The following is a 17,795-nucleotide window of genomic DNA, read 5'->3' as shown; positions in this document are numbered from 1 at the left end:
AGTCAAATTTATCATTAGCGGAGATTATTCGTGACCTTAACGCCTTCCTCACTGCCGTGTTGGTTACTCCTCGGTATGCTTGCCAATATGTCTTCTGTTTTTGCGGAGCCATGGGCTGCTAACACCTGGAACCCCAAGCCGGACGATGCTGATATCATCTTACCAATGCCATGCGAAGGCTCTATGGCTTTCCGTCGCGTCGAAATCCCCCTGTCCGGCCCTCTGGAAGATATGCCAATTACGCTTGGCCAGGATGGTGGAGAGTGGGGGGTCATCGAACATAGCTATCCAGCCTTTATCGCCGGAAGTTTCTCTGAGGAGAAAAAAGAGAAGGGTCGGTACTATCTGATGGCGAAATATGAACTGACTACCCTGCAATATCAGGCATTAATGGAGGGGACATGTCCGATTCCTTCACGCAAGCTAAGTTTACCAGCCACAGGGATGAGCTGGTTTGATGCTGTGGCTGCCGCCGATAAATATAACCAGTGGCTTCGTACGAATGCCATGGATAAATTGCCGAAGGAAGATGGAAAGCCTGGCTTTTTGCGTTTGCCAACTGAGGTTGAATGGGAGTTTGCTGCCCGAGGTGGTCTAAACGTTAATAGCGCTGAGTTCCGGGATTTGCATTACCCCATGGATGACATTAAAAATTATGAATGGTTTTCTGGTGCTCAATCCTCAAATGGAAAGGTTCAGCTTATTGGCTTATTGAACCCTAACCCGCTTGGCTTATTTGATATGCTGGGGAATGTATCAGAGATGATGTTCACTCCTTTCTATCTCAATAAGTTAAATCGACTACATGGTCAAGCTGGGGGCTTCGTTGCTCGTGGTGGGAATATACTTTCAGGCCCCACGGAAATTCGCAGTGCTGCTCGTAAAGAAGTGAATTATTACGATCAGGCAATCCCGTTCACCAGCAAAACAACGGGTCTGCGGTTAGTGTTGGTTGCGCCGACTATCACCTCGACCGATAAAGTTAAACAACTTGAAAAAAGCTGGGAAACATTGGGTGCGGAAAACCAGAATAACGTTAAGAAAGCCGATGAAACAAAAGATACTGCCAAAGCGCTGGGAAATCTGGCCTCAAATGTTGGTGATGCTGGTCTTAAGCAGAAACTTAAAGATTTAGAAAACCAACTGCGCGCCAGCAACCAAAAGCAACAGGAAGAGCGTGAACAGTCGATTCGTGCCAGTCTGAATCTAGGTTCTTTCTTATGCACCAAGTTGCAGGATGATGGTCGCTTCCTTGATTTTTTAAATCATAATTACGAATTACTTTGTAAGGCAAAAGATGCCGGTGATGCGAGTTGTGCCAACCGTAAAGCAAAGCTGGTTGAGCAAACTGACAGGCTCCAGCAACTGACAGGTTATTACGCCAGCAGTCTGGTCGATTCGGCGACGTTGTATGGTCAAGAGGGGCTAAAACGCGAAGTCTCAGTGTTTGAACAGATGCTAACACTTAACAAGCGACTCTCGGGTCTTAAACCTTTCCTGGCCGCGCACTGGCAGAATCAACAAAAGTATTTGGAAAATGGCAAGATTGATACGTCTGAGTGGCTGGAAAGTTGCAAGAAAACCAATGCTGGAAATTGACTCTCGCTGAAAAACGTTGCTGAAGACAGGGCGAGCCATGATTTTAGATGCAAAGATTGTGGTGCACCTGATTCCTTATCAATCAATAAAAGAGCGATAATAGTTCAGTGAAATCCGGATAACTTAACCCAAAGACGTAGTCTGCGCAGGCAATGTGCTTTACACTGCGCGCTGCAAAATTTGTGTTGATAAACGATTAATCAGGCGGTAATGGCGATGAACGGAACGATCACAACGTGGTTTAAAGATAAAGGCTTTGGATTTATCAAAGATGAAAACGGTGACAACCGGTATTTTCATGTGATCAAGGTTGCCAATCCTGAGCTGATTAAGAAAGACGCGGCGGTCACGTTTGAACCGACGACCAACAACAAAGGCTTGTCCGCGTATGCGGTGAAAGTGGTGCCGGAAAGCAAATACATTTATATCGCGGGCGAGCGCATTAAGCTGACGTCGATTAAATCTTTCCTGGTCTACAGCGAAGAAGTGCCTGCTGATTCGGGCATTGATAAAGAGAATGCGATCCTGTCCGTTGGCCTGCTGCTGAACAATATCCGTCCGAAATCTGCGGCGAAACCGGGTGAGATGCGCTCGGTGAAGAAACTGGCGATCACCACCTTCCAGGGGACGACGCTGATCTTCTCTGAAGATGAGATCGACATCGAGGCCACGGTGAAACTTCTCAAGTGATCCTGTGCCGAAATTCTGTGCCATTCATCAGCAGAATTTCGGCCTCACTCCTGCCTCAGTGCGCCGTGATGTACGGTTCCTTCACAAAATCGGTCAGCAGCCAGACCATATCATGCAGCAGCCCCGTTAACTCTTTTGCCACATTCGGTGGCAGTGTTCCTCCCAGAATAGCGTTCGTCAGCGCCTGAATGTAATCCACCAGCGTGGCGGTTTCCTGCCACAGATCCGGCACGTTTGAGCTGATTTTCTCGCCTTTGATCAGTTGCTCAATCAGGTACGGTGGAAGATCTTTATCACACAGTTCGCGCAGCTGATTGAGCGCTTGCAGTAAACGCTCGCACAAGGCCTCGCGCGTTTTGCTGTCGTGGGTTTCGACCAGCACGCAGACAAATGAGGCGCAGAGATCGGCCACCTGGAATAAATCCGCCGTTTGCGGGAGCGGGGCGTTGAGAAGCTGCTGAATAACGCTTTCGTCAGATTGCGCGTAAAACAGGGTTGGGATAGTAGCCATTTGGCATCCTCATTATGCATGAAATTAATTGACCACCCTGTAAGTCCCTGCGCGCAGGGAGGGGCAGCGCTGACGGAGGTAGGAATACCGTGCACAAAGAAAACGGCCAGCGTTTGCTGCTCCGCCAGCGCCACCGTAAGTTAACGGGGTATGCGCTGTCGCGAAAAAAATTATCGCTTTATGCCAACGGGTTCCTACGCCCGGTCGCGGATAAACCGCAACGCAGGCACTTTACGACCGAGGAAGGGCAAATAAAAGGCTAAACCCTGAGTTTCACAAGGTTACTTTTCGATTTGCGAGGCGCTTTCCAGAAAACACCTGCCGGGCGGTAGCCAGCCCGAAAGAGCACACACTGGCCCACGCAAAACCTAGCCCATCCGGTGCTCGCCGTTTCGCATCGCTTCACGATCAAACACCCGTTGAATCTCGCCGTGCGCCATAAACGCCGCGCGGTCTGAAATATGCGCAATCACATCCGCGTCGTGGCTCACCAGCAGATAGGTCATACCGTGCTGCTGTTTCAGGCGGTTCAGCAGATTCAGGATTTCCGCCTGCACCGACATATCCAGCGCCGAGGTTGGTTCGTCCAGCAGCAAGAGCTGGGGGCGCAGCAACAGGGCGCGGGCAATCGCCACGCGCTGACGCTGGCCGCCAGACAGCTGATGCGGATAACGCTGGCCCGCGTCAGCCGACAGCCCCACCTGCTGCAACGCGTCGGCTACTTTCTCTGCAATCTGTGTTTCACCGTGAATTTTAAGCGGCTCAGTCAGCGTGCGTGAAAGGGTGTGATTCGGATGCAGGGACGCCCACGGATCCTGAAACACCATCTGCACGTTGCGCCGCAGCGCGCCGGTAAACCGGGCGTCGGGTTTCAGGTTTTCCCCGAGCAGCGTCACGTCGCCGCGCCACTGGCGTTGTAGCCCAGCCAGCACGCGCAGAATGGTCGATTTTCCGCAGCCGGATTCCCCGATAAGGCTGAAGGTTTCCCCTTTTTCGATGGCAAAGCTGGCCGACGATACTGCCGTTTTTTCGCCGAACGCCACCTGCAACTGACGGACATCAACGAGTGCCATGGTGTATCTCCTTGCGATCCAGCGTCGGTAACATTTGCCCATAGGTGCTGGCATCCGGGCGGCAGGTCCACAGCGTGCGGGTGTAGGGATGCGTGGCCTGCGGCAGTTCCCGCGCGGTCATCTCATCGACTTTTTCGCCCTGATACATGACCAGCACGCGGTCGCAATGTTCAGCCACCAGCGGTAAATCATGACTAATCAGCAGCATCGCCATCTGACGCTCTTCGCACTGCTTCACCAGCAGTTCGAGAATTTGATTGCGCAGACGCGCGTCGAGGGCCGAGGTGGGTTCATCGGCAATCAGCACCTGCGGATTGTTGATCAGCGCAATGGCAATCATCACCCGCTGGCCCATCCCGCCGGAGAGTTCACCGGGATAGCGCGTCAACACGCTCTGCTCCAGCCCGACGGCGTGGATGATGTCGCGAATACGCTCCTGCCGCTCCTTGCGGGAGAGTGACTGATGCAGCGTCAGCGACTCTTCGAGCTGCGCGGCGACGTTTTTGGCCGGGTTGAGCGCATAGCGCGGGTCCTGAAGCACCATCGCAATGCCGTTGCCGCGAAGGCGCTGCCAGCTGCGATTATTCAGGGCCAGCAGATCGTGGCCCAGCACGTTAAGCTGCCGGGCACTCACCACGCCGGGCTTGCGCACCAGCCCCATCAGCGCCCTGGCCGACATGGATTTACCGGAGCCGGATTCGCCCACTAACGCCAGCCGTTCGTTGCCAAGGGTAAAACTCAGATTGTTCACCACACGTGCGGCGGGGTAGTCGATATTCAGCGCATCGACGATAACGCGGTAGTCAGTCATGTTGCGGCTCCAGAATGTCGCGCAGGCCGTCGCCCAGCAGATTAAACGCCAGGCTGGCGAACAGGATCGCGCCGCCAGGAATAGCTGCAATCCACCATTGATCGAAAATCACCTGCATGCCGTCGGCGATCATCGCGCCCCATTCGGCCATCGGCGGACGCGCGCCCAGACCCAGGAAGCCCAGCCCGGCGGCGGCCAGAATAATGCCCGCCAGATCCAGCGCCAGTCGCACAATCGCTGACGGCAGGCAGAGCGGCAGAATATGCCCAAGCAACAGACGTCCGCCGCGAATGCCCATCATCTCGGCAGCCGCCAGATAATCGCTGTGACGCAGACGCTGAATTTCACTCCGGGCCTGACGCGCATAGGCCGGCCAGGTGGTGAGCGCCAGCGCCAGCGCGCCGTTCACAAGGCCAGGACCGAGCATGGCGACAAAGGCAAAGGCGAGGATCAGACGTGGCATCGACATCACCACGTCGGTAAAACGCATCAGCACGCGCTCCAGCCAGCCGCCGTAGTAGCCGGACAAAATCCCGATTAGCAGCCCGGTGGGCAGGGTAATGATCGTCACCAGCGCCACCAGCCCAAGAGCGGGACGGCTGCCGTAGATCAGGCGTGAGAGAAGATCGCGCCCAAAACTGTCCGTGCCGAGCCAGTGCGTGGCGTTCGGTGCCTGCAGGCGTGCCGCCGCGTTCTGCCAGTTCGGGTCGAGCGGAGCGAGCCACGGAGCAAACAGCGCGATCAGCAGCAACAGAACGATTGCGATAAGCCCGCAGAACGCAGCGGGAGAGCGGCGCAGTCGGCGCAGAAAAAGATAAAAAGGCATCAGCGCACCCTGGGGTCGGTGGCCCGCACAAGCAGGTCGGTCAGATTATTTATCAGCACAAAACAGACGCCAATCACCAGCGTACCGCCCATGATGGCGGTGGTATCGCCCGCGAATAACGCGGTGGTGAGATAGCGGCCAATGCCCGGCCATGAAAAGACGGTTTCGGTCAGCACTGCGCCTTCGAGCATGCTGGTGTAGGCCAGCGCGATCACCGTCAGTAGCGTGCTGCGAATATTGGGCAGCACGTGGCGCAGCAGAATCGCCATCTCTCCGGCACCTTTGGCGCGCGCGAGCAGGATGTACTCTTTGTTCATTTCGCTGAGGCACGCCGAGCGCGTCAGGCGGGTGATGCTCGCCAGGGAATAGTAGGCCAGCAGCAGCACCGGCAGCACCAGGTGGCTGACGGCATTTTTAAACGCCTCGCGGTCTCCTGAAAGCCAGGTATCGATCAGCGCAAAACCGGTGCGCGGCTCCACGGTGTATTGCCAGATATCGTCCAACCGGCCCGGCCCGGCGCTCCATTGCAGCTTCGCATAAAACAGCGCCAGCATAAGCAGCCCCAGCCAGAAAACAGGCACCGAGTTACCGAGCAGGGTGAGGGTGCGGATGATCAGATCCAGCGGTGAACCGGCAAAACGCGCGCACAGCACTCCTGCAATAATTCCGAGCACGGAGCCGATAATCAGCGCCAGCGTGGCGAGTTCCAGCGTGGCGGGAAATGCGTGCAGCAGATCCTGCAATACCGGCTGTCCGGTGGCGCTGGCGGTGCCAAGATCGCCGTGAAACAGATTCAGCAGGTAATGCCAGAACTGCACCGGCAGGGGCTGATCCAGCCCAAGCTGATGACGAACCTGATCGTACGTCGACTGGCTGGCGTGATCGCCGACGATCTGCAAGACACGATCGACGGGGGAAAAAGCGGAGAGCACAAACGTGACGAGCAGCAGCCCGAACAGCGTGAGGAGCAGGGTGAAAAGGCCCTGAAAAACACGCATCACGTGGGAAGATAGAGGTGGCATGGAGAGAGCGTTATTCCTTTTGCCCGGCGGCGCTGTGCTGGCCGGACCGACGTTTCACTGTGTTGTAGGTCGGGTGAGGCGAACCCCACCCGGCCATCAGGGCAGATTATTTAGTCACTTTATCGTACCAGACCATATCGGCATTTAGCCCTTGCTGGTACCCCTTCACATTATCGCGCACCACGATCTGGGTTTTGCCCTGATCGACAAACACGTACGGCGAATTATGCTGCAACTCCTGCTGCATTTTGGTGTACAGATCCAGGCGTTTTGCCGGATCGGGCTCGGCCACCGCGGCCAGCGTGGCTTTGGTCAGCTCGGGGATTTTCCAGCCGTTAAGACCGGCCACGGTGCTGGATTTCCCGTCGTTCCAGGCAAAGGCACTGGCATTGGAGTGTGCATCGAAGTAATCCGGAATCCACAAGCGAATCGCCGCCTGGTGCTGCTTGGCGCGCACGCGCGCATACACCTGGCTGCCCGCAGCAGGCAGCAGATCCACCTTCACGCCGCCCTGGGCGAAGCTCGCCTGCATTGACTGCGCGATAGTGATAAACGGCGGTTTGTTCTCCACGTCCAGCGTGAAGTGCGCGTCTTTAATACCCGCTTTGGCGAGGATCGCTTTCGCTTTGGCCGGATCGAATTTGAACGGATTATCTTCCAGCGCGCCCGGCAGCCCGACCGGCAGGAAACTCTGATGCACAAAATACTGGCCCTTCAGCAGATCCTTAGTGATACCGTCGTAATCCACCAGCCAGCGCGACGCTTCCCAGAACGCCGGGTTGTTCAGCAGCGGGTTCGTGCTGTTTCCGGCGTTAAATACCAGGTAGTTCTGCTCGGCAGACGGGATGCTTAACACCTTCACACCCGCTTTGCCTTCCAGCGCACTGATTTGGTCTGCGCCCAGATCGCGGGCCACATCTGCATCACCCTGCTGAATCAGCAGACGGCGAGAGGCCGGGTCCGGGACGTTTTTAATAATGATGCTTTTGAGCTTCGGCGCGCCGCTAGGGGCGGTGTCGTTAGCTTCCAGCACGATGGCCTGATGCGGCTGGTAGACGCGCATTTTGTACGCGCCGCTGCCCGCCGAGTGCATTTTCAGCCAGGTATTACCGAAGTCGTTGTCTTTCACATTCGCTGAAACCAGCTTTTCATCGACGATAGAGGCGATCGGCGTGGAGAGAATATTCAGCGCCACCGCCGGGCTGACGTCAGCCGTCCAGTGCAGTTGCAGCGTGTGGTCATCCACTTTTTTCAGCTGGCTGGCGATATTACCCGGCTCCCAGCCCAGCACGTTCAGAATAAAGGCCGGGGATTTGTTCAGGGTGATGGCGCGGGTGTAGGAGAAAATCACATCTTCTGGGCGCAGCGGGTTGCCGGAGGCAAATTTGGCGTCAGGCTTGAGTTTGATGGTCAGGGTTTTCGCTGCTGCGTCTGCTTCCCAGCTTTCCGCCAGAATCGGGGAGATTTTTGCCGGATTATCGCGGTCGGGCTGCACCAGACGCTGGTACAGGCTCGGCACGGTCTGGATGCTGGAAAGCTCGTTGGCCTCTGCGGGATCGAGGCTGACGATATCATCAAGCCCCTGAGCGACAACCAGCGTATTCGGCGGAGTAGCGGCGTTGGCGGCGGCTGACAGCGCGGCCAATACCAGTAACGGCAGCAGTTTTTTCGTCATAGCGATCCCTGAAAGAAAATGTGTTGTGATTGTTTTTGGCATCGCTACGTTAGGCCTGCCGTGAAAATCCTCAAAGTCTAAATTCTGCTTTGCTTATGCCATGGGGATATAACGCATGCAGATTGGCTATTAAGCGCTTTCCTACACGCAGGGCTTTTCGCCTGCTTTTTGTCCTGATATAACAATTGCATTACATATCAGGGAGTCGCGGGCGTGCCGGAAATTAATCAACATGGTCAAGTCGTAAACGATATTGTTCCCCACTGGAAAGGTGCCTCGGTGTTGCGTCGCACGCCGCTGAACGGGCGATTCTGCCGTCTGGAGCCGCTGGACGCCACGCGGCACGCCGTGGATCTGTTTGACGCGTATGCCCTGGGCGATGACAGCGACTGGACCTGGCTTGCCAGCACGCAGCCGGAGAGCGTCGACGCCACCGCGCACTGGCTGTTGGGCAAGGTGATGGACGATGCGCTGGTGCCTTACGCGGTCATTGATTTACGTTCAGAGCGTGCGGTTGGCGTGGTGAGTTATATGGCGATTGAGCGGCTGATGGGGTCGGTGGAGATTGGCCACGTGACCTGGTCGCGTAAGATGAAAAATACCCCAATGGGAACGGAAACGGTCTGGCTGCTGCTGCAAAATGCTTTCGAACATCACTACCGCCGCGTGGAGTGGAAATGCGATTCGATGAATGTGGCGTCGCGACGCGCGGCAGAGCGGCTGGGGTTTGTCTGGGAAGGGCGGCTGCGGCAAAAACTGATCCGCAAAGGGCGCAACCGCGACAGCGATATGCTTTCCATCATTAATACCGAGTGGCCGGAGCGCGACGCCGAGCTGCGCGCGTGGCTGGCGGCGGAGAACTTTGACAGCGAAGGGCGGCAGATCCAGCGCCTGGAAGCGTTCAGGCAAGGGGTTGCGGAGGATATTCCCCGTTAAACTGCCCGACGGCTCCATGTAATTTTATGAAGAAATAAATAGCGGGTTTTGAAAGTAACAGGGAAGGCGGGTTAACGCTGAGGCGAATTATTCGCAGAGCAGCGTTATCACGCCGACGTTTTGCTGGCACCAGTTAAAGTGAAAAGCGTGGTTGTGCGAATAACCGGCCAGCGGGCGAGCCAGCGACAGGGTGAGCGTGCTGTGAGTCATCGCCGTCACGCAGGCGCTATCAAAACCCATATAGGCGTTAACGCGCGGGAACAGGGCTTTAAACAGGCTCTCTTTGGCGCTAAAAACCAGCGTCAGGGCGAGGGCAAACGGATATCCCGCGCTCAGCAGAACACGCTTTTCCTGCTCGTTGATAATCCCGTCCTGAATCTCTACGGCTTCCTTTTCTGCAATCAGCGCTTCGCAGTCAATCCCCACCAGCGCATTGTCGCGGCGCACCGCCAGCGCCAGCGCCTGGGTGCCGCTGTGAGAAATACTGCCCGCAAAACCGGTTGGCCACAGCGGTTCGCCGTTCACGCCGATACCGGGCACCGTGGTGATGCCAAAGGGCTGTAGCGCCTGGACGGCGGCGATGCGTCCGGCGAGGTGTTCCGCTTTGCGTTTGGCAGAGGCGTGGCTGAGGTCGGCGTGATGGGGCAGCCAGAGCAGATCGGCGTGATCAAAGGTGGTGGGATCGAAATCGATGCGATGAAGCGAGACGCCGCCGAGTGTCAGCAGGCTGTGTGTGGTGTGCATCGGTCCCCCTGATAGAAAAAGCCCCCTTCGATGGAAGAGGGCTTACAGTCTATCAGAAGTGGGTGTTAACGCTCATGTACCAGGTACGACCCGGTTCGTTGTAGGTGTAAGCACCTGCACCGTACATGTACGCGCCCGTGGTGGCATTCCCGGTGGTCTGGGCATTACCTGCACGCCACTGGCGTTTGTCGAAGACGTTATCCACGCCGCCGGTCAGGCTGACGTATTTGGTCACGTCCCAGGTCGCGCTCAGGCCCACGATGCTGTACGGGCTGACTTCGTCTTTTTCAGACCCGCTCACCGGCTGGCCTTTGTAATTGTATTTCTTCGGCTGCTGCTTGCCGTACCAGGTGAAGGTCGACTGCACCGACACATCCTGCTGTACCTGCCAGCTCAGGGTTGAGTTCAGCGTGTACTCCGGGATGATCGACAGACGATCGCCGGTCTCTTTGTTCTTACTTTGCAGCATGTAGGTGATGTTGTTGGTCCAGTTGATCGCATCCGTCACCGGCACGTTCAAGGAGCCTTCCAGCCCTTCTACGACGGCTTTCGGCACGTTTTCCCACTGGTAAATATCGGTGGAGACTTTGCCGGTAGAGGTCTGGCCGATTGGCGCATAGCCCGCTTCGATTTTGTCGCGATAGTCGTTACGGAACCAGGTCGCACCCGCCAGCCAGCCGTCGCGTTTCCACTCGAGGCCAATTTCTTTGTTGATGCTGGTTTCGGCTTTCAGATCGTCATTACCCATCATGTAACAGCCGACGCCGTCGCCGCTGGCGTAGCAGCCCTGGCCCTTGCTGTAGAGCAGGTAGTTCGGGTTGGTCTGGTACAGGCTCGGCGCTTTATACGCTCGGGCGATACCCATTTTCAGCGTGAAATCATCTCCCAGACCTTGCGACAGGTTCAGGGACGGGCTCCAGTTGTTACCCACAATAGTGTGATGATCGAAGCGCAGCGCCGGGGTCAGCATGGTGCTGTCGGTCAGCTCCATGTTGTTTTCGGCGAACAGGGAGAAGATCTCCGCCTTCGAGTACGGGCTACGATCGTCGCTCATGCCAGGGATCGCGCCGCCCTGCTGGGTCTGAGAGTTAGAGGCGTAATCCTTCATGCGCTGCTGGTTCCACTCGGTCCCCAGAGTCAGGTTCTGGTTGACCAGGAAATCGAACGGCAGGTTAACTTCGCTGTGCAGGGTGACGTCGGAGAGATCCGTATCGGTAAATTTGTCGCTGTTGAACAGCCCTTCCAGACCGCCCGCCAGCCCTTCGCCGAGACGCGAGTTACGGGTGTGCTCGTATTGCGCCCAGTTGCTGGTGGTCACGCCGTTATCCCAGCCGCCGTTCCAGGTCACCGCCCAGTTCTGGCGATAAATACGGTTGGTCTCTTTGCCGTAATTCTTCTTCACCAGCCCGTTCGAGCTGTTGTCGTTGTTGGTGTTCTGGGTATCGCCCGCGTAGAGGTTATTCTGGCGGCTGTAGCCCGCTTCAAATTCCAGGGACTGCATTGGCGCGAAGTCCCAGCGCACCACGCCGTTGATATCTTTGTTTTCAACACCTTCACGACCGGCCGGCAGGGTATCGGCATACATTCCGGTACGGTCGGACTGATGGCCCTGGTTGATATCCCATGCGTCGGCCTGGGTTTTGTCCAGATTACCGAACATGCGGAAGCTGAAATCGCCGCCCAGCGGGCCGCTCAGGCTGAAGTTGGTGCGCTTGGTGGAGCCTTCGTCTTTATGCTCCGGCGCGTTCAGGTAGGTGTTCCACGAACCATGCCACTGGTTGTCGAATTTCTTGGTGATGATGTTCACTACGCCGCCCGCTGCGCCGTTACCGTAGCGCGCCGCCGCCGGGCCACGAATGACCTCGATGCGCTCGATCATCTCAGGCGGTACCCAACCGGTGTCGCCGCGCGTATCACGCTCGCCGCGCCAGCCGAGACGGATGGAGTTACGGCTGGTGACGGGTTTGCCGTCGATCAGAATCAGGGTGTTTTCCGGGCCCATGCCACGAATATCAATCTGGCGGTTGTTACCGCGCTGACCGCTGGTGGAGTTACCGGTCAGGTTAACGCCCGGCATGGTACGAATGATTTCGGCCACGTCGCGAGCGGGAGGATTTTTACGAATTTCATCAGCCGTGATGGTTGAAACGCCCGGCGCCTGCAGGTTTTGCTCGGCGGCGGTGATCACCATAGTATCCTCGTGCGCGGCACTGCTGGTGGTTTTGTCGTCTGCCATGGCTGGCATGGCCACGCCGTAAATCCCCAGATTGACCAGCAAGGCCAGGGAGTGAATCTTCTTATTCATTGTACGTCCTGCTTTTCGTTGCCGCGTCCCCTTGGCTCCATTCCCTAACGGGAGAGGAGGCGGCATGAATTATCACCGGCACGTTGCGTAAGCAGCCCTGTCCTCGAGCGCACACAATGCGTGGCATGGTTATTTTATGAGCGCGCTTCCCACAGCGCGGGCACTACGCTATTGCAAATGCAAATAGTTATCAATAATATTATCAATAATTTTTGTCATATAACAAAAAAGACGCGAAAAACATGAGGTTAAACGGGTGACGGCGCTAACAACGGGAAGTGATGCCTGGTGGCAGTCAAAAAAAGGGCCGGAAGCGGTCCGCGAAGGGGATAATTATCGTGTCACTTTCTGGTGGCGCGATCCCGGCGGAATGCAACTCACCTCGACGGTGCAGCGGGTGTGGATCTACATCACCGGCGTCACGGATCACCATCAAAATGCGCGTCCCCAGTCGCTCAAGCGCCTTCCCGACACCGACGTCTGGCAGTGGCAGGGCGAATTCAGCCCTGAATGGCGCGGCAGCTACTGTTTTATTCCCTCCGATAACGCCCAGGATTTCGACCAAACCGTCTTCACCTCCGACGCACCTGACCGCATGGCGCTGCGTGAGGGCTGGCGCAAACTGCTGCCAAACGCGATTGCCGATCCGCTGAATGCCCAGAGCTGGCGCGGCGGACGCGGCCATCCGGTGTCGGCGCTGGAGATGCCGAATGCGCCCGTTCAGCCTGGCTGGAATCATCCCGAAACGCCGTATTCTGCGCCGCACTGCATTCAGTGGCACAGCTCGCGTCTGGGGAATGCGCGCCGGGTGTGGATCTTCACCACGGGCGAGGAGCGCGCAGCCGAGCGCCCGCTGGCAATTCTTCTCGACGGCCAGTTTTGGGCCGAAAGTATGCCCGTCTGGCCCGCTCTGACGGCGCTGACAAACGAGGGGCAACTACCTCCGGCGGTCTACGTGCTCATTGATGTGATCGACACCGCCCATCGCAGCCGCGAGCTGCCCTGCAACCCCGATTTCTGGCTGGCGGTGCAGGATGAATTACTCCCGCAGATTCACGCCATCGCGCCGTTCAGCCCGCGAGCTGACCACACGGTCGTCGCCGGGCAAAGTTTTGGCGGCCTGTCCTCTCTGTACGCCGGGCTTAACTGGCCGCAGCGTTTTGGCTGCGTGCTCAGCCAGTCTGGCTCCTACTGGTGGCCGCATCGCGGCGCGCAGCAGGACGGGCTGCTTATTGAACAACTCAAAGCGGGTGAAAAATCCGCGCAAAATCTTCGTATCGTTCTTGAGGCGGGCCAGCGCGAGCCGCTGATTTTCCGGGCCAATCAGGCCATTTACGCCCAACTACAACACACACAGCAGTCGATTTTCTGGCGTCAGGTTGACGGCGGACATGATGCGCTTTGCTGGCGTGGCGGGCTGACGCAGGGGCTTATCACCCTCTGGCAGCCACTCATTCACTAACGCCAGGCAGGCGATTTTTTTCGACAGGAGTTTGGTATGGAATTCAGTAATCCCTTCGACAATCCGCAAGGGCAGTTCTCTGTGTTGCAAAACGAAAACGGTCAGTACAGCCTGTGGCCCGCGCAGTGCGCACAGCCTGCGGGCTGGCGTGAAGTGTGCGCCCCGCAATCCCAGGAGGCCTGCCAGCACTGGCTGGCAGAAAACTGGCAGACGCTGATCCCGTCCTTTTTTGCCGAGGAGAACGTATGAGCACGCATCTTCCTCTCGTGGCCGCCCAGCCGGGTATCTGGATGGCAGAACAGCTCTCCACGCTGCCTAATGCCTGGAGCGTGGCGCACTACGTTGAACTCAACGGCGAAATAAACGCGCCGCTGCTGGCGAAAGCGATTGTCGAAGGCATGATGCAGGCCGACACGCTGCGCACGCGCTTTAGCGAAGACAACGGCGAAGTGTGGCAGTGGATCGATGACGCCATGACGTTCGCCGAGCCGCAACGGGTCGATCTGCGCGACAGCGCCGATCCCCATGCCGCCGCCGTGGCGCTGATGGAGGCCGATCTTCAGCAAAACCTGCGCGTCGAGAGCGGCCAGCCGCTGGCGTTTCAGTGCCTGATTCAGGTCGATAATCACCGCTGGTACTGGTATCAGCGCTATCACCATTTAGTGGTTGATGGCTTCAGTTTCCCGGCGATTACCCGCCAGATCGCCGCCATTTACGCGGCCTGGTCGAAAGGCGAGCCGACGCCGCCAACACCGTTCACACCTTTTGCCGAGGTGGTGGAAGAGTATCAGCGCTATCGCGACAGCGACGCTTTTCAGCGCGACGGCGCATTCTGGGCCGAGCAGCGTAAACAGCTGCCGCCGCCCGTTTCGCTCTCCCCCGTGCCGCTGCCGGGGCGTTCTGCCACGACCGATATTTTACGCCTGAAGCTGGTCGCCGATCGTCGCGCGTTTAGCCAACTGACGGCCTCCTGCCCGCAGGTGCAGCGCACGGATCTGGCCCTCGCGCTGGTGGCCCTGTGGCTCGGGCGTTTAACCGGACGCATGGACTACGCGGCGGGCTTTATCTTTATGCGTCGCATGGGATCGGCGGCGCTCACCGCCACCGGCCCGGTGCTGAACGTGCTGCCGATGGCGGTCAACATTAACCCGCAGGACACGTTGCCGGAGCTGGCCCTGCGCCTGGCGAATCAGCTGAAAAAGATGCGCCGCCATCAGCGTTACGACGCCGAGCAGATTGTGCGCGACAGCGGCCGTGCCGCAGGAGACGAAGCGCTGTTTGGCCCGGTGCTGAACGTGAAGGTCTTTGATTATCAGCTGGATATTGATGGCGTGGAGGCCGTCACCCACACGCTGGCGACCGGCCCGGTGAACGATCTCGAACTGGCGCTATTCCCGGACGAGCAAGGCGGTTTGAGCATTGAAATTCTGGCGAACAAACAGCGCTATGACCAGGCAACGCTCAACCGCCACGTGGCGCGCCTGAATGCGCTGCTGGCGCAGTTTGCCGCCAATCCGGCACTCGGCTGCGGCGAGGCGGAAACCGTCTCGGAAGCGGAGTATCAGCAGCTGGCGCAGATCAACGACACCGGCGTGATGCTCAAAGCGACCACCCTGAGCGCGCTGGTGGCGGAACAGGCGCGCAAAACGCCGGACGCCCCGGCGCTGGCGGATGCCCACCATGCGCTGAGCTATCGTCAGATGCGCGAGCAGGTCATCGCGCTGGCGACGCTGCTGCGTGAACGCGGGGTTAAACCCGGTGACAGCGTGGCGGTGGCGTTGCCGCGCTCGGTCTTCCTGACTCTGGCGCTGCATGGGATTGTCGAGGCCGGAGCCGCCTGGCTGCCGCTCGATACGGGTTATCCCGACGACCGTCTGCGGATGATGCTGGAAGATGCGCGCCCATCGCTGCTCATCACCACCGACGATCAGCTCCCGCGTTTTAGCGACGTGCCGGGTCTTGATAGCCTGTGCTACGACGCACTGCTGCCTGCGAACGGCAGTGAACCGCTGAACCTGAGCACGCCGGAACAGACCGCCTATATTATTTTCACCTCCGGTTCGACAGGGCGCCCGAAAGGGGTGATGGTCGGGCAAACCGCCATCATTAACCGCCTGCTTTGGATGCAAAACCACTACCCGCTGGATACGCAGGATGTGGTCGCACAGAAAACGCCGTGCAGCTTTGACGTCTCCGTGTGGGAGTTCTGGTGGCCGTTTATTGCTGGGGCAAAACTGGTGATGGCCGAACCGGACGCCCACCGCGATCCGCTGGCGATGCAGCACTTCTTCGCCCACTACGGCGTGACCACCACGCACTTTGTGCCGTCGATGCTGGCGGCATTTGTCGCCTCGTTAACGCCGGAAAATGCACACTGTTGCGCGAGTCTGAAGCAGGTGTTCTGCAGCGGTGAAGCGCTGCCGACAGATCTGTGCCGCGAGTGGGAAGTGCTCACGCACGCGCCGCTGCATAACCTCTACGGCCCGACGGAAGCGGCAGTGGACGTGAGCTGGTATCCGGCCTTTGGCGACGCGCTGGCGGCGGTGTCAGGCAACAGCGTGCCGATTGGTTTCCCGGTGTGGAATACCGGCCTGCGGATTCTGGACGCCATGATGCGCCCGGTGCCGTTCGGGGTGGCGGGCGATCTCTATCTGACGGGCATCCAGCTGGCACAGGGCTATCTGGGCCGTCCGGATCTGACCGCCAGCCGCTTTATCGCCGATCCTTTTGCGCCGGGCGAGCGGATGTATCGCACCGGTGATGTCGCCCGCTGGCTGGACAACGGCGCGGTGGAATACCTGGGGCGTAGCGACGATCAGCTCAAAATTCGCGGCCAGCGTATTGAGCTGGGTGAAATCGACCGCGCGATGCAGGCGCTGCCTGACGTGGCACAGGCGGTGGCCCATGCCTGTGTCTTCAATCAGGCGGCCGCCACGGGCGGCGATGCGCGTCAGCTGGTGGGTTACGTCGTTTCCGAATCCGGCCTGCCGCTGGATCGCGAGGCGCTGCTCGAAGCACTCAAAGCGCAGCTTCCGCCGCACATGGTGCCGGTGGTGCTGCTGCAAATCAGCGAACTACCCCTGAGCGCCAACGGGAAGCTCGATCGCAAAGCACTGCCGCTGCCGGAGTTAATCAGCAAAGCCTCGGGCCGCGCGCCGGAATCGGACACTGAAATGGCGGTGGCGCAGGCGTTCTCCGCGCTGCTCGGCTGCGAAGTGAATGATATCGAAGCGGATTTCTTTGCCCTCGGCGGCCACTCGCTGCTGGCGATGCGTCTCGCGGCGCAGCTCAGTCGTGCGTTCTCCCGCAAAGTCACGCCGGGGCAGATTATGGTCGCCTCGACGGTTAATCAGCTCAGCACGCTGCTGGAGTCGACCATCAGCGACGAGCAGGCTCAGCGTCTGGGGTACGAAACCCTCCTTCCGCTGCGCCAAAGTACGGGCCCGACGCTGTTCTGCTTCCACCCGGCGTCCGGTTTTGCCTGGCAGTTCAGCGTGCTGGCGCGCTACCTCAGCCCGCGCTGGTCAATTACCGGTATCCAGTCGCCAAGGCCCGATGGCCCGATGGCGCAGGGCGCGACGCTCGATGCGGTGATCGAACATCATCTGCAGACGCTACGCACCCAGCAGCCGAAGGGACCCTACTATCTGTTCGGGTACTCGCTTGGCGGAACGCTTGCGCAGGGTATCGCGGCACGTCTGCGTGAGCAGGGCGAAGCGGTGGCGTTCCTCGGCCTGCTGGATACCTGGCCGCCGGAGACGCAAAACTGGGCGGAAAAAGAGGCTAACGGGCTGGACCCGGAAGTGCTGGCCGAGATCGAACGCGAGCGCGAAGCGTTCATGGCGGCCCAGCAGGGGCAGGCGTCCGGCGAGCTGTTTAGCGCTATCGAAGGGAACTACGCCGATGCGGTGCGACTCCTGACCACGGCCCACAGTTCACGCTTTGACGGCAAAGCGACGCTGTTTGTCGCCGAACGCACGCGCACCATGGACCCGCAGCAGGCGTGGGCCCCGTGGGTGGGTGGGCTGGAGGTCTATCGCCAGGATTGCGCCCACGTGGATATTATCTCTCCGCAGGCGTTTGAGCAGATTGGGCCGGTGTTGAAGGGCATTTTAGGGTAAGCACAGGTTTCTGCCCTCTT

Annotated in this window: 13 protein-coding genes and 1 pseudogene; 6 read left to right on the top strand and 8 right to left on the bottom strand. The window is 58.3% G+C overall.

Annotated features, from left to right (window positions below; all coding sequences use genetic code 11):
• Positions 1–30: 30 nt before the first annotated feature.
• Together ETG88_RS02935 and ETG88_RS02930 are read left to right on the top strand one after the other, a co-directional pair.
• Positions 31–1,599, top strand: coding sequence for a formylglycine-generating enzyme family protein (locus tag ETG88_RS02935; protein WP_129034524.1), 1,569 nt, complete (start codon positions 31–33; stop codon positions 1,597–1,599).
• Positions 1,600–1,809: 210 nt separating this feature from the next.
• Positions 1,810–2,289 (top strand): cold-shock protein, encoded by a 480-nt coding sequence (locus ETG88_RS02930; protein ID WP_107704088.1) that lies wholly within the window; start codon positions 1,810–1,812, stop codon positions 2,287–2,289.
• A 55-nt stretch (positions 2,290–2,344) separates the two neighbouring features.
• On the opposite strand, the gene ETG88_RS02925 is transcribed toward ETG88_RS02930, so the two are convergent.
• From ETG88_RS02925 to ETG88_RS02900, 6 genes are all read right to left on the bottom strand, one after another.
• Entirely contained in the window at positions 2,345–2,800 is a 456-nt protein-coding gene (locus ETG88_RS02925; protein ID WP_129034522.1) for a hypothetical protein, read from the bottom strand.
• Between the two features lie 368 nt (positions 2,801–3,168).
• Entirely contained in the window at positions 3,169–3,873 is a 705-nt protein-coding gene (locus ETG88_RS02920; protein WP_129034519.1) for an ABC transporter ATP-binding protein, read from the bottom strand.
• Positions 3,860–4,684: an ABC transporter ATP-binding protein gene (locus ETG88_RS02915; protein ID WP_129034517.1), complete on the bottom strand. Its 825-nt coding sequence runs from the start codon at positions 4,682–4,684 to the stop codon at positions 3,860–3,862. The genes ETG88_RS02920 and ETG88_RS02915 overlap by 14 nt, the downstream gene beginning before the upstream one ends.
• Positions 4,677–5,510: an ABC transporter permease gene (locus ETG88_RS02910; protein ID WP_102104219.1), complete on the bottom strand. Its 834-nt coding sequence runs from the start codon at positions 5,508–5,510 to the stop codon at positions 4,677–4,679. The genes ETG88_RS02915 and ETG88_RS02910 overlap by 8 nt, the downstream gene beginning before the upstream one ends.
• A complete protein-coding gene (locus ETG88_RS02905; RefSeq protein WP_129034516.1) occupies positions 5,510–6,532 on the bottom strand; it encodes an ABC transporter permease in 1,023 nt (340 codons plus the stop codon). Before ETG88_RS02905 ends, ETG88_RS02910 begins: the two co-directional genes overlap by 1 nt.
• A gap of 106 nt (positions 6,533–6,638) precedes the next feature.
• Positions 6,639–8,207 (bottom strand): ABC transporter substrate-binding protein, encoded by a 1,569-nt coding sequence (locus ETG88_RS02900; protein WP_129034514.1) that lies wholly within the window; start codon positions 8,205–8,207, stop codon positions 6,639–6,641.
• Positions 8,208–8,420: 213 nt separating this feature from the next.
• Here ETG88_RS02900 and ETG88_RS02895 point away from each other — a divergent pair, with 213 nt between their 5' ends.
• On the top strand, positions 8,421–9,143 hold the full coding sequence (locus ETG88_RS02895; RefSeq protein WP_129034513.1) for a GNAT family N-acetyltransferase: 723 nt from the start codon (positions 8,421–8,423) through the stop codon (positions 9,141–9,143).
• 87 nt (positions 9,144–9,230) lie between these two features.
• Here the strand turns inward: ETG88_RS02895 and entD are convergent, their stop codons facing one another.
• Positions 9,231–9,887, bottom strand: a complete 657-nt coding sequence (gene entD / locus ETG88_RS02890; RefSeq protein ID WP_129034511.1) for an enterobactin synthase subunit EntD — start codon at positions 9,885–9,887, stop codon at positions 9,231–9,233.
• Positions 9,888–9,939: 52 nt separating this feature from the next.
• Positions 9,940–12,192 carry a TonB-dependent siderophore receptor gene (locus ETG88_RS02885; RefSeq protein WP_129034509.1) on the bottom strand — a complete coding sequence of 751 codons (2,253 nt, stop codon included), beginning with the start codon at positions 12,190–12,192 and terminating at the stop codon, positions 9,940–9,942.
• Positions 12,193–12,442: 250 nt separating this feature from the next.
• Here ETG88_RS02885 and fes point away from each other — a divergent pair.
• From fes to entF, 3 genes and pseudogenes are all read left to right on the top strand, one after another.
• A pseudogene (fes, locus tag ETG88_RS02880) lies at positions 12,443–13,654 on the top strand (enterochelin esterase); the annotation flags it as partial.
• Positions 13,655–13,690: 36 nt separating this feature from the next.
• A complete protein-coding gene (locus ETG88_RS02875; RefSeq protein WP_100777279.1) occupies positions 13,691–13,903 on the top strand; it encodes an MbtH family protein in 213 nt (70 codons plus the stop codon).
• Positions 13,900–17,775, top strand: coding sequence for an enterobactin non-ribosomal peptide synthetase EntF (gene entF / locus ETG88_RS02870; RefSeq protein WP_129034505.1), 3,876 nt, complete (start codon positions 13,900–13,902; stop codon positions 17,773–17,775). The genes ETG88_RS02875 and entF overlap by 4 nt, the downstream gene beginning before the upstream one ends.
• Positions 17,776–17,795: the final 20 nt, after the last annotated feature.

The organism is Lelliottia nimipressuralis (assembly GCF_004115925.1).
Taxonomy (GTDB): domain Bacteria; phylum Pseudomonadota; class Gammaproteobacteria; order Enterobacterales; family Enterobacteriaceae; genus Enterobacter; species Enterobacter nimipressuralis.
This window is presented reverse-complemented; position numbering and strand designations above follow the sequence as displayed.

Excerpts from the sequence above, each read along its gene's own strand:
- ETG88_RS02930 (WP_107704088.1), top strand. The coding sequence starts at position 1,810 with ATGGCGATGAACGGAACGATCACAACGTGGTTTAAAGATAAAGGCTTT.
- ETG88_RS02925 (WP_129034522.1), bottom strand. The coding sequence starts at position 2,800 with ATGGCTACTATCCCAACCCTGTTTTACGCGCAATCTGACGAAAGCGTT.
- ETG88_RS02920 (WP_129034519.1), bottom strand. The coding sequence starts at position 3,873 with ATGGCACTCGTTGATGTCCGTCAGTTGCAGGTGGCGTTCGGCGAAAAA.
- ETG88_RS02915 (WP_129034517.1), bottom strand. The coding sequence starts at position 4,684 with ATGACTGACTACCGCGTTATCGTCGATGCGCTGAATATCGACTACCCC.
- ETG88_RS02910 (WP_102104219.1), bottom strand. The coding sequence starts at position 5,510 with ATGCCTTTTTATCTTTTTCTGCGCCGACTGCGCCGCTCTCCCGCTGCG.
- ETG88_RS02905 (WP_129034516.1), bottom strand. The coding sequence starts at position 6,532 with ATGCCACCTCTATCTTCCCACGTGATGCGTGTTTTTCAGGGCCTTTTC.
- ETG88_RS02900 (WP_129034514.1), bottom strand. The coding sequence starts at position 8,207 with ATGACGAAAAAACTGCTGCCGTTACTGGTATTGGCCGCGCTGTCAGCC.
- entD (WP_129034511.1), bottom strand. The coding sequence starts at position 9,887 with ATGCACACCACACACAGCCTGCTGACACTCGGCGGCGTCTCGCTTCAT.
- ETG88_RS02885 (WP_129034509.1), bottom strand. The coding sequence starts at position 12,192 with ATGAATAAGAAGATTCACTCCCTGGCCTTGCTGGTCAATCTGGGGATT.
- ETG88_RS02875 (WP_100777279.1), top strand. The coding sequence starts at position 13,691 with ATGGAATTCAGTAATCCCTTCGACAATCCGCAAGGGCAGTTCTCTGTG.
- entF (WP_129034505.1), top strand. The coding sequence starts at position 13,900 with ATGAGCACGCATCTTCCTCTCGTGGCCGCCCAGCCGGGTATCTGGATG.